This window comes from Candidatus Binataceae bacterium (assembly GCA_035294265.1).
Taxonomy (GTDB): domain Bacteria; phylum Desulfobacterota; class Binatia; order Binatales; family Binataceae; genus DATGLK01.
The window spans coordinates 1-14,929 of the sequence record DATGLK010000003.1 but is presented as its reverse complement, the minus strand read 5'-3'; the positions used below and the strand labels follow the sequence as shown (position 1 = coordinate 14,929).

Annotated in this window: 17 protein-coding genes; 15 read left to right on the top strand and 2 right to left on the bottom strand. The window is 62.0% G+C overall.

The window, feature by feature from the left end:
* The first annotated feature begins 431 nt into the window (after positions 1-431).
* From VKV28_00250 to VKV28_00205, 10 genes are all read left to right on the top strand, one after another.
* A complete protein-coding gene (locus VKV28_00250) occupies positions 432-1,193 on the top strand; it encodes an FkbM family methyltransferase (protein ID HLH75209.1) in 762 nt (253 codons plus the stop codon).
* A 54-nt stretch (positions 1,194-1,247) separates the two neighbouring features.
* A complete protein-coding gene (locus tag VKV28_00245; GenBank protein HLH75208.1) occupies positions 1,248-2,015 on the top strand; it encodes a class I SAM-dependent methyltransferase in 768 nt (255 codons plus the stop codon).
* Between the two features lie 143 nt (positions 2,016-2,158).
* Positions 2,159-2,614: a dUTP diphosphatase gene (dut, locus tag VKV28_00240; protein ID HLH75207.1), complete on the top strand. Its 456-nt coding sequence runs from the start codon at positions 2,159-2,161 to the stop codon at positions 2,612-2,614.
* A gap of 22 nt (positions 2,615-2,636) precedes the next feature.
* Entirely contained in the window at positions 2,637-4,046 is a 1,410-nt protein-coding gene (gene purB / locus VKV28_00235; GenBank protein HLH75206.1) for an adenylosuccinate lyase, read from the top strand.
* A gap of 158 nt (positions 4,047-4,204) precedes the next feature.
* Positions 4,205-4,921: a phosphoribosylaminoimidazolesuccinocarboxamide synthase gene (purC, locus tag VKV28_00230; protein HLH75205.1), complete on the top strand. Its 717-nt coding sequence runs from the start codon at positions 4,205-4,207 to the stop codon at positions 4,919-4,921.
* Positions 4,922-4,930: 9 nt separating this feature from the next.
* Positions 4,931-5,176, top strand: a complete 246-nt coding sequence (gene purS, locus VKV28_00225; GenBank protein HLH75204.1) for a phosphoribosylformylglycinamidine synthase subunit PurS — start codon at positions 4,931-4,933, stop codon at positions 5,174-5,176.
* Complete coding sequence (gene purQ, locus VKV28_00220; GenBank protein HLH75203.1) at positions 5,173-5,853, top strand: phosphoribosylformylglycinamidine synthase subunit PurQ; 681 nt, start codon at positions 5,173-5,175, stop codon at positions 5,851-5,853. Before purS ends, purQ begins: the two co-directional genes overlap by 4 nt.
* The gene (purL, locus tag VKV28_00215) at positions 5,850-8,063 is read left to right on the top strand and encodes a phosphoribosylformylglycinamidine synthase subunit PurL (GenBank protein HLH75202.1); all 2,214 of its coding nucleotides are present in this window, start codon (positions 5,850-5,852) and stop codon (positions 8,061-8,063) included. The genes purQ and purL overlap by 4 nt, the downstream gene beginning before the upstream one ends.
* Positions 8,060-9,517 carry an amidophosphoribosyltransferase gene (gene purF / locus VKV28_00210; protein HLH75201.1) on the top strand — a complete coding sequence of 486 codons (1,458 nt, stop codon included), beginning with the start codon at positions 8,060-8,062 and terminating at the stop codon, positions 9,515-9,517. Before purL ends, purF begins: the two co-directional genes overlap by 4 nt.
* A gap of 7 nt (positions 9,518-9,524) precedes the next feature.
* The gene (locus tag VKV28_00205; protein HLH75200.1) at positions 9,525-10,409 is read left to right on the top strand and encodes a DUF3109 family protein; all 885 of its coding nucleotides are present in this window, start codon (positions 9,525-9,527) and stop codon (positions 10,407-10,409) included.
* A gap of 10 nt (positions 10,410-10,419) precedes the next feature.
* Here VKV28_00205 and VKV28_00200 read toward each other — a convergent pair whose 3' ends face one another.
* Together VKV28_00200 and VKV28_00195 are read right to left on the bottom strand one after the other, a co-directional pair.
* The gene (locus VKV28_00200) at positions 10,420-11,172 is read right to left on the bottom strand and encodes an anti-sigma factor (protein HLH75199.1); all 753 of its coding nucleotides are present in this window, start codon (positions 11,170-11,172) and stop codon (positions 10,420-10,422) included.
* Between the two features lie 32 nt (positions 11,173-11,204).
* Positions 11,205-11,795 (bottom strand): sigma-70 family RNA polymerase sigma factor, encoded by a 591-nt coding sequence (locus VKV28_00195; protein ID HLH75198.1) that lies wholly within the window; start codon positions 11,793-11,795, stop codon positions 11,205-11,207.
* 228 nt (positions 11,796-12,023) lie between these two features.
* On the opposite strand from VKV28_00195, the gene VKV28_00190 reads away from it, so the two are divergent.
* The 5 genes from VKV28_00190 to VKV28_00170 form a co-directional block, all read left to right on the top strand.
* Positions 12,024-13,121 carry a hypothetical protein gene (locus VKV28_00190; GenBank protein HLH75197.1) on the top strand — a complete coding sequence of 366 codons (1,098 nt, stop codon included), beginning with the start codon at positions 12,024-12,026 and terminating at the stop codon, positions 13,119-13,121.
* Positions 13,122-13,247: 126 nt separating this feature from the next.
* Positions 13,248-13,721: a 30S ribosomal protein S6 gene (gene rpsF / locus VKV28_00185; GenBank protein HLH75196.1), complete on the top strand. Its 474-nt coding sequence runs from the start codon at positions 13,248-13,250 to the stop codon at positions 13,719-13,721.
* A complete protein-coding gene (locus tag VKV28_00180; GenBank protein ID HLH75195.1) occupies positions 13,705-13,998 on the top strand; it encodes a hypothetical protein in 294 nt (97 codons plus the stop codon). The genes rpsF and VKV28_00180 overlap by 17 nt, the downstream gene beginning before the upstream one ends.
* A gap of 156 nt (positions 13,999-14,154) precedes the next feature.
* Positions 14,155-14,415, top strand: coding sequence for a 30S ribosomal protein S18 (rpsR, locus tag VKV28_00175; GenBank protein ID HLH75194.1), 261 nt, complete (start codon positions 14,155-14,157; stop codon positions 14,413-14,415).
* A gap of 10 nt (positions 14,416-14,425) precedes the next feature.
* Positions 14,426-14,929 (top strand): DUF2232 domain-containing protein (locus VKV28_00170; GenBank protein ID HLH75193.1); only part of this gene is annotated, 504 nt, incomplete at its 3' end.

Below are 14,929 nucleotides of genomic sequence, written 5' to 3'. Positions count from 1 at the left end.
GATACGGTCTACGTACCGGAGCAGCTGATCTATTTTGATAAAGTTAAATACTGGACCAGCGTCACGCAGATTATTGCCAATACCGCCACCGGGCTTGGTATGATGGCCCTCCTAGCGACGTCAATATAAAAGTAGCCGCCGCACGGCGCGTTCGTATGGCGCTTTCGCAGCCATCATGGCCGTCGCCGTGCCGTCCGGGCCGCACGCGGTACGCTTTTGTCGGTGTGATGCGGCGAAGGTCTGGTTCGCGCCAGACTTCTGACTAAACGTCTATGCACCTGAACTAACGTTTACAGCACCAAGGTACGACTTTCGACGCTACCTCCATAAAAGTCCTGATCGGTGCCATCCGGCGGCGGTTTATTCTTTTCGATGATGCCGGCGCTGGATGGCCCGGGTTGGGCTCGCTTGTCAGGCTTGCCGACGCGCCGGTGTGGCTGCAAATCCCGGGAGTGCAGTTCAAAATCCGCGGGCTGCGTATCAGTCATGGTGTATCCTACGCACGCAGCGGCGCACCGCCGCCTAATCTGAGAGCTTTGCTCACGAGCTGCGTCAGACAGTTTTCCCCGCGTGCATTCTGGGATATCGAGGCCAAACTGGGGATGTACAGTTGGACTGTCAAAAGCCACTCGCCGCAAACCCAGACCGTGCTGTTTGAGCCGCTGCCAGCTCATCAGGCGCTGATCCGTCATACGGTCAGCCGTAATCAATTAAGCGGAGTCTCGCTGGTCGCGGCCGCGGTCAGCGACCGGGTGGGACGGACTACCCTACGACTGGAGCAATTCCAGGCCGCGCGCGCGCCGAGGGCGGCAGAGTTTTATCCAGGTACGGTGCGTGATTGGGGAAAGGCGGCGCCGTTGGAAGTGGCGCTGGCAACTATCGATAGCGAACGCGCGCGTCGTGGCCCTGTCGATCTGCTCAAGATTCATGTCAAGGGATGCGAGGCCAGCGTCATTACGGGTGGGATGGACACTATCCGGTATGACCAGCCCGTGGTCTTCGTACGATGCCTCCATCCCCAGGCCTCTTGCCTGTCACCACTGACGCAGTGCGGTTACAGGATCGTTAGCGTCGATACCTTTAGCCACCGAGTGAATAACAATGATTTTTTTGCGCTACCGCCACGCTACCTGTCCCGCCTTGACGCGCTTTTTGTCGACGCCCGAAAATCGATTCGGGCGAGGTTGTTGTAATCCTGCGCGGCGCTTTGGTGCTTGCCGCTTTTAGGCGTATCCGGAAAAGCTACGATGAATCGCTCGATGCAGGACTTGCGCAATTACCAAAACTACTTCGTTGACGAGAAGCGCGCGCTGGAGTTTGAAATCGAACGTCCCCACAATTGCGGCCGACTTTACCAGTTTCTGATTAGTTACAAGTTTCGCGCCGCGCTTGGCTTGCTCGATCAACCCCTGAACGGGCGATCGCTGTTGGAAGTGTGTAGCGGTAGCGGACTGATGGCAGAGAAATTTGCCCGCGAGGGAGCGCGCGTGACGGTGTCAGATTTCTCCGTCGCCGCGGTGCAACGCGCGCGCGAGCGGGCCCGCCGCCATGGTTTTATGGCCAGCTTTGCGGTCGCCGACGCTCAGCGTCTGCCCTTCGCCGATGCCAGCTTCGATGTGGTCGCGGTACATGAGGGGTTGCATAACCTGGAGCAGCCCGAGCTGGCGTTGCGCGAGATGGCTCGGGTTGCGGCGCAAGCGCTGATCGTAATGGAGCCGGCCGACGCCACTTTGACCGCGTGGGCGGGGGAGCTGGGGCTGTCGGTCAAACGCCCAGAGGGCGGCATCGAAATCAAGCGCCTGTCCCCAGGCAAGGTCGCAACCCTGCTTAGTGCCCAGGCTTTCGCACGAATCAAATGGCAGCGTGCCTTGGTATATGATCCTCATGTGCCATTTAAGTGGTTTAGCTGGTTTGATAACCGTGCGGTCTTCGCCATCTTTCGGGTCGGCTTCGCCCTCGCTAACCTGGTCGCGGGCGCGGCTGGCAACAAGCTAACCCTGGTAGCGCAGCGCTAGTTGACCGCCTTCGTTAGGTCGCGGTCGCAAGTCCCGCTCTATTCAATCCCGCCCGTGTCGGCGTGCCGCAATCTGCGGCACCCCCTGCCTCCTTCCTCATAATCGGTCGTGGTGGCTGCGTTGGCACCGTCAATTCGGTTACAATGCTGGCCGTGGACAGCACGCCCAGGCTCAAGGTCAAACGGCTGAGTGTGGCGGCCGTTATTCCCGCCTATCACAGCGTTCATGCCGCCGGGCTGGACCTCAGTGCGGCACTGGAGCAGCCGCTGCGCTTAGAGCCGCTGCAGCGATGCCAGGTGCCAACCGGAATCGCGGTGGAAATTCCTCCAGGGAGCGAAGGGCAGCTGCGTCCGCGCAGTGGGTTGGCGCTTCAGCATGGTTTGACCTTGCTCAACTCGCCCGGCACCATTGACGCCGATTACCGCGGCGAAGTGAAGGTGCTGCTCATCAACCTGGGTCAGGGAGCGGTGACGATTAATCCCGGCGACCGGATCGCCCAGTTAGTAATCGCGCCAGTGACACGGGCGGTAGTGACCGAGGTAGCCGAACTGACCTCCAGCGTTCGTGGCGAGGGGGGCTTTGGCCACACTGGGCGCTAGCGCGCAGTCGGTAAGAACAATTATGAACGATCAAATCACACCGTCCGAGCTGGCATTGAGCGCGGTCAGCGCGATCGACGGACGTTACCGCACTCGCACTCAGGAATTATCGCGCTTCTTCAGCGAGTTAGCCCTTATTCGCTATCGGGTCCGGGTGGAGGTGGAATGGTTTTTGGCCCTGGCCGCCAATCCGGCCATCGATGCGGTGCCCCGGCTGGCTCCCGCTACGGCTGAGCGATTGCGCGCCATTTATCGGGATTTTTCCATCGCTGACGGGCGCGTGGTCAAGGAGCTTGAGCGCACCCTCAATCACGACGTCAAGGCGGTGGAATACTTCGTCAAAGACCGGCTAAATGCGATCGATTCCGGGTTGCCAGTCGAGATGGTCCACTTCGGCTGTACCTCCGAGGATATCAATAGTAACGCCTACGCGCTGATGCTCAAGGAATTCGCGGACCAAGCACTGGCGCCGCGGCTGGCGAAGCTGGTGGCGCAACTGGCGGCGCTGGCGCGCCGATGGAGCCGGCTTCCGCTGATGGCGCTGACTCACGGCCAAGCTGCCACCCCGACCACGCTTGGCAAGGAGTTGGCGATCTTCGCGGCCCGCCTTCAGCGTCAGGCCCGCCAATTGGCGGGGCAGGAATACTTGGGCAAGGCCAACGGCGCGGTGGGCAATTTCAACGCCCACGTCGCGGCTTATCCCGAGGTCGACTGGATTGCGCACAGCGAGGCCTTCGTGCGTGGCCTGGGGCTTCAATGGAACCCCCTCACCACTCAAATTGAGAGTCACGATTACCTGGCTGAATTGTTTGACCTGACGGTCCGGATCGACACCATTTTAATCGATCTATCGCGTGATATGTGGGGCTATATCTCGCGCGGCTGTTTGACCCAGCGTGCGGTGGAAGGCGAAGTCGGCTCTTCCACCATGCCCCATAAGATCAATCCCATCGATTTCGAAAATTGCGAAGGTAACGCCGGCATGGCCACCGCGCTGTTCCAACATCTGGCGATAAAACTGCCGATCTCGCGCTGGCAGCGTGATCTTAGCGACAGCACCGCCATGCGCGGTATCGGCACTGCCTTCGGTCATCTTTGGGTAGCGATGGCGGCGCTGGAGCGCGGCCTAGGGCTGATCGAGGTCAACCGCGACCGGCTGGCGGCGGAATTGGCGGGTGAGCAGGCCTGGGAGGTGGTGGCGGAGGCGATTCAAACCCTGATGCGCCGTTGCGGTATGCCCCAACCTTACGAACGGCTCAAGGATCTGACGCGGGGACGGCGGATCGATCGTGCCTTGATCGCCGAGTTCATCGGCCAATTGCCGCTGCCCGAGCCGCTGCGCCACCGGTTGCTGGAGTTGAGCCCTTCCAACTACCTGGGCTTGGCCGCCGAGCTGGTAGATCGTTTCGCGCCGGCCGACCAGCTAAAATGAATTAAGCACAGGCGGTTTGTGGATTAATTTTGACCCGAAGTATTTATCCCAAGCCGTCGCTAAAGTAGTTAGTTTGCATTATTCGAACTACGGCTTGTCGGCACCACGCCTTCGTGCAGGCCACGAGGTGTCGTGCAGAAGGCCGCAAGGAAGGCAAAATGGTGAACATTCCTGGAAAGTTAGAAATGTTTTATGAGGGCAAGGCCAAAAAGCTTTACGCCACCACCGATCCAGATTTAGTCATCGCCTATTTCAAGGACGACGCCACCGCCTTCAATGCCAAGAAGCGCGGTACAATCGAGCAAAAGGGTGTGATCAACAACCGCATGTCCGAGTTGTTTTTCAATCTGCTCGAGCAGCAGGGCGTCGCCACCCATTTTGTCTCCCGGATCGACGAGCGCGAGATGCTCTGCCGGCGGCTCGATATAATTCCGGTGGAGACCGTGGTGCGCAATTTGGTGGCGGGTTCGATGGCGAAGCGGTTGGGCCGCGCGGAGGGCGAGGAGTTACCTTTCCCAATTGTGGAATTCTACTACAAGTCGGATCCGCTCGATGACCCTTTGATTCTGCCGGAGCACGCAATAGCCTTTAAATGGGCCACTGCCGCCGAGTTGGATCAAATCAAGGCTCTGGCCCTGCAGGTCAACCGGATCATGAGGGAATTCCTTGATCCGCGTGGAATCCTGTTGGTGGATTTCAAGCTGGAGTTTGGCCGCCATCACGGCAAGATCCTGTTAGGTGACGAAATTTGTCCCGACACCTGCCGATTTTGGGACAAGGCCACGCGTCAGAAACTGGACAAGGATCGTTTCCGCCGCGACCTGGGTGGGGTCGAAGAGGCCTACCAGGAAATGCTCCGGCGGGTCTCCCAGTGAGTCGTCGCGTTGCGAGTTAAAGTATTTATCACGCCCAAGACCGGGATTCTCGATCCCCAGGGTAAAGCGGTGGAGCACGCGCTGGCGGCGCTGGGCTTTACCGGCGTGGCGAGCGTACGGGTGGGCAAGTACCTGGAACTTGAGTTGGCCGCGCAATCGACCAGCGAGGCGACCATCACTGCGAGGGCAATGTGCGAACAGCTGCTCGCGAATACGCTTATTGAGGATTACCGCCTGGAGGTCGACGGCGCGTGAAGTGGGGAGTGGTGACATTTCCCGGCTCCCTTGATGATCGCGACACGGTCTGGGCCTTGGGCCTGCTTGGCCAGGACGTGGTCGAGTTGTGGCACAAGGATCGCAACCTTCACGGCGTGGATTGCGTGGTTTTGCCCGGAGGCTTCAGCTACGGCGACTACCTGCGCTGCGGTGCGATGGCACGCTTTGCTCCAGTGATGGAAAGCGTTGCACGCTTTGCTCACGACGGCGGCCTGGTGCTGGGAATCTGCAACGGCTTCCAGATTCTATGCGAGGCCAGGCTGCTGCCCGGCGCGCTGACCCGCAATGCCGGCCGCACCTTCATTTGCGAGCCGGTGTGGGTACGCGTAGATAATGCGGCTACCCGCCTCACTCGATTGACGGCGGTTGGTCAACTGCTGCGCTTGCCGATCAAGCATGGCGAAGGGCGCTACGTGGCACCCGCCGAGCAGTTGCGCGAAATGAAGGAACGCGGCCAGGTAGTGCTGCGCTATGCCGACCACGACGGGCGGCTGACCTCGGTCGCCAATCCCAACGGCTCGATGGATTGGATTGCCGGAGTGGCTAACGAAACCTTCAATGTCTTTGGCTTGATGCCTCATCCCGAACATGCGGTGGAAGAGGCCCTTGGCGGTTGCGATGGAGCCACGCTATTGCGCTCGCTGGCGGCGTCATGAGCGGTATGGCGGTTGCCCTGCCCGGCGAGCCCGCGGTGGACTTGGCGCTGGCCCAGGCCCAAGGGCTCAGCGCGCAGGAGTATCGGCGGATAGAGCGGCTGTTGGGTCGTACCCCGACCTGGACCGAGTTGGGGATGTTTGCCGTGATGTGGTCGGAGCATTGCTCCTACAAGTCTTCGCGCCATCTCCTGGCGCAGTTCAAAAGCACCCATCGGCGCGTGGTCCAGGGAATGGGCGAGAACGCCGGCGCAGTCGCGATCGGTGGTGGCTTTTTGGTCGTCTTCAAGATTGAAAGCCACAACCATCCCTCTTTTATCGAGCCCTACCAGGGGGCGGCTACCGGGGTGGGGGGAATCCTGCGCGACATCTTCGCGATGGGGGCGCGGCCCATCGCCAGCCTCAACTCGCTTAAGTTCGGCGATCTCGATCAGCCCCACACCCGCCATCTGCTCAGGGGCGTAGTCGGTGGGATTGGTGGTTATGGTAATTGCGTGGGCGTACCCACGGTGGGCGGCGAGGTGAGCTTCGACGCGGCCTATCAGGATAACATCTTGGTCAACGCTTTTTGCCTGGGGCTGGCTCGCGAGGGCGAGTTGCAAAGCGCCAAGGCGCGAGGTGTGGGTAATCCGGTGCTCTACGTTGGCGCGGCCACCGGGCGCGATGGAATCCACGGCGCCAGCCTGTTGGCCTCGGCCGAGTTCGGTGCCGATCAAGACAAGCGCCCGACCGTTCAGGTTGGCGACCCGTTTACCGAGAAGCTCCTGATCGAGGCCTGCCTGGAAGCCGTTCGTACCGGTGCAGTGGTAGCGTTGCAGGACATGGGCGCGGCCGGTCTGACCTCCTCCTCCAGCGAAATGGCGGCGCGTGGGGGGCTGGGGATCGAACTGGACCTGGATTGTTTGCCCTTGCGCGAAAGCAATCTGACGCCCTACGAAATGCTGCTGTCAGAATCGCAGGAGCGCATGTTGATTGTGGTCGAGCGCGGCCGCGAGAGCGAGATTCAGGCGGTGTTCGAGAAATGGGATCTGCACGCGATCAAGATCGGCGAATTATGTGCCGCGCCGCGCTTTCGGGTGCGCTATCGCGGCCAGTGGGTAGCCGACCTTCCAGTCGGCGCGCTGACCGATGAAGCTCCGGCCTACGATCGCCCCCTGGAGGCGATAACTGCGCCGCCTGCGCCCGCCCCCGTTCAACCTTGTCCCACTCCCGCTCAGGCCTTGCGCCGGCTGTTGGACTGCCCCACCGTGGCTTCTAAGCGCTGGGTCTTTCGCCAGTACGATTCCCTGGTGCAGAGCAACACCGTGCTGGGGCCCGGCGGCGACGCCGCCGTGATCCGGATCAAGGGGCTGGCGCGGGCGTTGGCGTTGAGCGTGGATTCCACTTCGCGGGTGTGCGCGCGGGATCCCTACCTGGGCGCGATCGCGGCAGTATGCAAAGCAGCTCGCAACGTGGCCTGCGTGGGTGCGCGGCCGTTAGCAATCAGTGATTGTTTAAATTATGGCAATCCGGAGCGTCCGGGGGTGATGTGGCAATTTGCGCGCGGGGTGGCAGGCATCCGCGACGCCGCAGCGGCGTTGGACACCCCCGTTGTCAGCGGCAATGTTAGTTTCTACAACGAGACCCAGGGACGGGCCATTCCGCCCACCCCTACTATCGCGATGGTGGGGCTGTTCGAGGACGCCGCTCCCCCGCTGCGGCCCTGGTTTAAAGTTCCCGGCGAAGCGATCGTTCTATTGCGCAGTGGGGTGCCCAGGCTGGCCGCCAGCGAGTTTCAAGCGCTGTTCGGCGGCGGCGACGAACTGGGCACAATCGATCTGGCGCGCGAGCGTGCCTTGGTCGATCTGCTGGTTACTCTTCACGCCCGCGGCCTGATAAGCTCGGCACATGATGTGGCCGAGGGTGGCCTGGTGGTGGCGCTGGCCGAGGCCTGCTTCAACCCCCATTGCCTGTTGGGCGCCCAAGTGGCGTTGCCGGCACCGGGGGAGCTTTGGGAGCAATTGTTCGGCGAAGGCCCTTCCAGCGTAATCGTCTCGTTGCCCCGGACAAGGGTGGACGGCGTGCTGGCATTGGCCGCCGAGCGGGCGCTGCAGGCCCGAATGATCGGCGAGGTGAGTGCGCGGCCTCGGCTCGTTGTCGAGCCCGGTATCGATGAAGCAGTGGACGAGCTGCTGGGGATTTACGAAGGGGCATTGCCCAGGAGGCTGACATGAGCGGCCCTCGATCCGAGGGGGTGATGGTAGAGCAGGCCGAACACGATTTGGACGCTTTCCACGAGGAATGCGGAGTGTTTGGTGTCTGGCGCCATCCCGAGGCGGCCAACTTAGTGTACCTGGGCCTGTATGCCTTGCAGCACCGCGGCCAGGAATCCGCCGGTATCGTCTCTTCCAACGGCAGGACCCTCCTGAGCCATCGCGGGATGGGGCTGGTCGCCGATATCTTCAGCGGCGAGGCCATCGCGCGCCTGGAGGGCAGCGCCGCCATCGGGCATAACCGATACTCCACCACCGGTTCGACCACCTTGAAGAACTGCCAGCCCCTGGTCGTGGAGTATGCGCATGGCGGCTTGGCGGTGGCGCACAACGGCAATCTGGTCAACTTTGCCGAGCTGCGCCAGCAACTGGAGCGCGAGGGCGCTATCTTTCAGTCTTCTTCAGACAGCGAAGTTATCATCCATCTGGTCGCCAATTCCTCGGCACCCACCCTGTGCGAGCGGGTAATCGAGGCGTTGGCCCAAATCCGCGGCGCCTATTCGCTGCTTTTTTTGACCGAACACGAGTTGATTGCGGCGCGTGATCCCTACGGCTTCCGCCCGTTGGTGCTGGGGCGGCTGGACCAGGCCGCAGTGGTGGCCTCCGAGACCTGCGCCTTGGACCTGGTGCGAGCGGATTACATCCGTGAGATCGAGCCTGGCGAGGTGGTGGCGATTGGCGAGCACGGGGTGCGTTCTTACAAACCCTTTGCTGCCCGCGTGCCGCGCCGCTGTGTGTTCGAATATGTTTATTTTGCCCGCCCCGACAGCACGGTTTTCGGCCGTAACGTTTACCAGGTACGCAAGCAGCAGGGGATGGCGCTGGCCCGCGAATGTCCGGCACAGGCCGATTTGGTGGTGCCGGTGCCCGATTCCGGCGTCCCGGCGGCGCTGGGTTATGCGGAAGCGGCCGGCTTGCCCTTTGAATTCGGCCTTATCCGCAGCCACTACGTGGGGCGGACCTTCATCGAGCCGCGCCAGGCCATTCGCCACTTCGGAGTCAAGATAAAATTCAATCCGGTGCCGGCGGTGCTAGAGGGTAAGCGGATCGTGCTGGTGGAGGATTCGCTGGTGCGTGGCACCACGCTGCAGAAGGTGATTCCGATGCTGCGCCAGGCGGGCGCCCGCGAGATTCACATGCGGATCGCGGCTCCCCCCACCACCCATTCCTGCTTTTACGGGATCGACACCCCCACCCGGCAAGAGCTGCTGGCTTCACATCAGTCGGTAGAGGAGATCCGCAAGTTTATCGGCGCCGATTCGCTAGCTTATCTGAGCTGGGAGGGACTCTATTCGTTTTTGAACGACGGCGGCCGGGAGGGATTTTGTGACGCCTGCTTTAGCGGTCGTTACCCGCTGGCCGTCCTTGAGCGCCAGCGTCAACTTGATTTGTGGAACAGCGCCCCTCAAGGGTGAGGAGCGGGTGCGTGACGACGTGCATCGGGCGCGCCCGGGTGGGTTACTCGAATTGGCGCAGGCTGTGACCGCGCCGGATGCGGGGTACGAGGCTGCGATGGCAAACAACGACGCAAAGTCGGTTCTCTCCCAATGGCTGACGGAATACAACGAGGCGTCCTGGCGGCGCTACATCGACCGCCTCAAGGAGCGTGGTGAACTGCTGCGGGTCGATGGAATCATGGTGGATGCGCCGGCCTTGTTCCGTACCCGCTTCCATTGCGACGCCACCATGTGCGCCGGTGCCGATCGTCCGCCTAAAACCGATTCCTGTTGCATGGAGTACGAGGTCGAGATCACGCCGCGCGAACGCGAGCGAATCGAGGCCCACGGCGCAGAGGTGCTTGACTACCTGCGCCGGCGCGAGCCGGGGCGAATCGGAGCGCGACGCTCGCTCAAGGGCTTCTTCGACGACGACTACACCGTGGTCCTGGCCAAGGAGCAAGGACGATGCGCGTTCTCTTATCGCGATGACAACGGGCGGTTGTGGTGCGGGCTGCATTCGCTGGCGCTGGAAAAGGGCTGGGCGCTGGAATCGATCAAGCCAATGGCCTGCATTCTGTTCCCGTTGGTGGTTTATCGCTTCGAGGATGGTAGCACGTTGTTGACCGCCACTTCGCGTGCGACTGGGCGGCTGTTCGACGGGCTCAAGGATTGGGAATTGTTGCCCTGTCTAAAACTTAACTCGGGGCCGCGGATGTATGAAGAATGTCGCTTTGCGATCGAGATTGCACTGGGCGCCCGCTTCTATCAACGGCTGGCGCAAGCCGCCTCCGGCTATCTGAGGCCGGGCGCAGCAGGCGGCCGCAAGCCTTCCCGCCCCAAGCCAGCCCCAGGTTCCATGCGCGCCTGAGCCTGGGACGCTAGCTGCAGCGGCGCACTACTTCCATCATCTTGGCCATCGAAAGCCGGCTGACTAGGACACACAAGAGCGGGCCGGCTTGGGTGATGACGAAGCTCAAGCCGCGGGCGCTCACGAAGCGGTGGGCGGCGTTGGGAGGAGCGCTGCTGGCAGGCACGAGCAGCCCCGCGCGGGGAGTAAACATGCACAGGATCGAGCCTTGCGGGCCACGGTACAAGGTATAAATAACGATCCGGCCAACGGCTTGGTGTTCAATGCGCGAACCCACCAATTTGAACCCGGCGGCGGAGAAATCCCATAATCCTAGGCTAAGCCCAGCCTGCTTGCTTATCTTGGCCGCTAGCGCCAGCGGGGTGGGGGCGCTTAGCATGGGCCTGAAGTGGTGTAGCGCCTGGCCGTAGCCTGCCGCTGCGAGGTCGATTGCCGCCGGTGGGCGGCGCAGCAGGTCCACGCGTAGGATAACCAGCGCCCCGACTGCGGCTAGGGCCAAGGCAGCGACCCAGGGCAGGAAGCGCGGCTGCGCGGGCCGGGTCTGGTCAAGTTGGGCTACCAGGCGTGCGCGCAGCGCAGCGGGGGCGGGCACGGGTGCGAGGGTTTGGCGCAGAAGTAATTTTAGTCTACGTTCGCGCTCCAATTCCGCGCGGCAGGGCGGGCAGGTCTCCAGATGGGTGCTCACCGCCTGCAACTCGATGCCGTCTAGCTCGCGGTCGGCGTGAGCGCTCAGGTACCGGTCGATATATTCGCGATGGTCCATACGCCTGCTGGTGTGTCGCTTGTTGGTCGTGCCTACTCCTGTCCTGAGTGTGGTGGTTTGAAGCCATGTTGAAGGGCGAATTCGGCCAGCGCTTGGCGCATCAGGCCGCGTGCTCGCGACAGCCGCGAGCGCACGGTGCCAACCGGCACCGCCAATACCTGGGCGGCCTCCTGGTAGCTTAGCTCCTGGCCGTCAACCAGCATCAGGGTGCCGCGAAATTCTTCGGGCAAGTTCTCCAGCGCCGCTTGCACCTCAGGCTGCATCGGGGTTTCGGCCAATAGCTGCTCGGGGCTGTAGCTGGCGGCCGACAGGGGTTCTTGGCCTTGGGCCACGCGTGCCAAGCCTTCCTGTGTAATAGCGACGCGTTCGCGTTGGTGGCGGCGGTAGCCCTTGCGGAAGACGTTGTACAAAATGGTCAGCAACCAGGCCCGGCAATTGGTGCCGGCGGTGAACTGGCGAAAGGAGCGATAGGCCCGCAGCATTGCTTCTTGACACAGGTCTTGGGCTTCCTCGCGGTTGCGCGTCAAATGTAGGGCTGCGCCGTAGAGCGCGTCTAGATGTGGGAGCGCCTCCCGGCTGAATTCTCCCCGCAACCGAGTCTGATGCGCCTTGGAGCCTGCCATCGCCAACCCACGCTAGCCCGTTGACCGAACAGCCATCAAACCGGTATGGCACGCAAAGGGCCCTTAGCTGTGCTAACAAAACGATACCGCCGCATGTGCTAAAAAGGTGAAACCTGACCGTGTGAAGATGTCTGCCGCTGCCCGCCCTCGAGCGCTAGGCAGAGTTGTGCCCGATCAACTACGCTGACAAGAAAGGGCCGACTCGCCCGCGGGTGGCAGCGACCAGGGATGGACGACGAGAGTATCAAAATCCAGCCGGTTTCCGGGCGCGAGGGGTTAGCGGAATTCGCCAGCTTGCCGTTTCAGATCTACCAAGGCCAAGCGGCTTGGTGGCCGCCCGATCTCGATAACGAGGTGGAGTTGCTGGGGGGAAGGGCGCCGATAACGGCCTATTTGGAAATGTTGCCGCTGGTGGCGCGTCGCGGTGGCCGGTTGGTGGCGCGGGTGACCGCGGTGGTCAATCACCGCTACAACGAACATTGGCGGGAGCGCGTCGGTCAGCTCATCCATTTCGAGGCCTTGCCGGAGCAGGACGAAGCCGTCGGCGCGCTGCTTGAGAGCGCCGGGCAATGGCTACGCCGCCGGGGCATGGATGCGGGACGCAGTGGTTTTGCCGCCTTTCTGGACTACCCCTATGCCATCGACAACTACGGGGGCTTGCCCTCGTTCTTGCTGCGCGGCAATCCCGATTACTACCATCGCTATTTCAAAGCCGCCGGCTTCTGGACCGAAAAGGGGCTGACCGATTTCACCGTGCCGCTAACGCGCGAGATCCTGGCCGGTTATCCAGCCATGGTGGAGGCCGCGCGCCGCCATGGGGCCAGGATCGAGAGTTGGCAGGATTACGGCTACTTGGCGGCGGTGGATGGCTGGACCGAAGTGATCAATGCTGCCTTTGCCCGCCATTGGGGCTGGAATCCCATTACCCGCGCGGAGGTCAGGCCGATGCTGATGGCGCTGGCCCAAACCGAGGTGGGTGAACTGTCAATGGTGGCGACCGTTGATCATCAGCTGGTGGGTGTGATGTTCGCGGTGCCAGATTTCAGTCCGCGACTGGCTCAGATCCGCCCCGGTGCCAGGATCCCTCCTTCGCGAGGCGGGGGGACACGCGGCGCCTTGATCAATATCGGGGTACTTGAGGCGTGGCGCGGTAAGGGGATTAGTCTGGCGTTGGCGGCGCGCTCGTTTTTGCGCATGGCCCAATTGCGCATGCGCTATGCCGGCTACACCCTGGTGCTCGACGACAATTGGGCCTCGCGTGCCACTGCGCGCCGTCTGGGGGCTCAGGTAACCGGCAATTTCGTGGTTTATCGGCGTGATTATTAACCTATCACAGCCAACCTTTTTTAACCTCCTGGCTTGAGAGAGCTACGTGCAGATGTTAACTTTGACCTCTTGACTCCTTGCTCCTTAGTTGGGGCTCGTAGTTGCGATCCGTAAGGAGGTCTATCTGTGCGGCGGTACGAAACAATTTTCGTCCTGCGTCCTGATTTGGGCGAAGCAGTGCTTCGCCAAGCAATCAAACGGATTGAAGATATTATTAGCCACGGCGGCGGCGAGATGGTCGAGACCGAGGAGTGGGGCGTGCGCGAGCTCGCCTATCGCGTCAAGCGCGAGCGGCGTGGCTACTACGTCCGTCTGGACTATGTCGCGCCGGCCGCGGCTCTGAACGAGGTCGAGCGCAATCTTAAGCTGATGGATGATGTGCTGCGCTATCTCTCGGTCCTGGTAGCCGAGGAGGCGAATGCCGCCGAGTTGCGTAGCGAGATTGAAGCGCGCCAGCGCCGCTTGGCCGAAGCGCGCGCGGCCGCGGCGGCGCAAGCCGCCTCAGCCAGCGAACCACTACCCCCAGCGGAGCCCGAGTCCAGTGAGCCCACGGACGAGGCTGCGGACCAGGACTCCGAAGCCGGTGGCGGCGAGGCTTGAATTCGACGGCCGGCTCGTAAAGCCGGCCGAGTTGCGGGTCACCCCTCGCGGCCAGCCTGTGCTACGGGCCTGGGTGCGCTGCGACGACGGCACCCAGCCTCTGGTCCTTGAAGTGGTGTTGTTGGGCGAGGTTGCGCGCGAGCTTGGGAGTTTGCGTGCCGGTGAGACAGTTTGGGGCGAAGGTGAATTGCGCGCGGTCACCACTCGGTTGGTGGGGCGTCAAGCCCCGGCGAGGCTAGAAGTGGTTGCCAGCCTACTGCGACCCGGCGCAAGGTGAAGATAGGAGCAGCCGCAGGCCCATCTAAATCTCTTCCAGGCATGGCTGTAAAGTTATTAAAAGGTTTAAGCGATGACAGATAGCGACCATAGCGAAGAATTGGCCGAACGATTGCCCCGCCCAACGCGTTCCCCTCGGGGCGAAAGCGACCGTGGTATGGAGGGGCGGCCGGGCGAACGTACGGGCGGGCGCCGACGCCCTGGCGGCCGGCGCAAGGTATGCCGGTTTTGTGCCGACAAGACCCTCAAGGTGGACTATAAGGACGTACGAACCTTGCAAACCTTCATCACCGAGGGGGGAAAAGTTGTGCCTAGCCGGGTCACCGGTAATTGCGCTAAGCATCAAAGAGCCCTGACGGTGGCGATCAAGCGCGCGCGCATCCTGGCTTTGCTGCCATTTTCCACGTTGGGCGTCTGAGAGGCTCGATGTGCGGCTCAACGCGGCCCTAAGCCTGATACGCGCGGCGGTCTTGGCGGCCACGCTGTTCCTTATGGGCAGCTTGGTACCGCTGTTGGGCACCAGCGTGATGGTCTGTGCGCCGGCTCCTTTGCTGATTGCCTCGCTGGGGCAAACCAGCGCGACCTCGCGGCTGATCGCGAGCTTGCTCCTGAGCGTGGCGATGGTGGGGCTGGTGGGTGGAGTCTGGCAGGGGCTGGGATTCGTTTTGAGTCTGGGCTTGGCCGCTGTGCTGATGTTTGCTCTTCTGCGCTGGCAGGTCGCGCTTGAGCGCATCGTGCTGGCGGTCACGGCGCTCCTGGTGTTGGCCGCGGGGGCAGCGCTGCTGCTGTGGGCGGGTTCGCCGCAGGTTTTGCTGGCTTCGGTGCGCGCGACTTTGGGGAGTGCCACCGCGCATGCCGATCAGTTTTATCAGAAGCTCGGCCTGGACATGAGCGACAGCCGTCAGATCAATGCTCGGGTGATCGCGCTGACG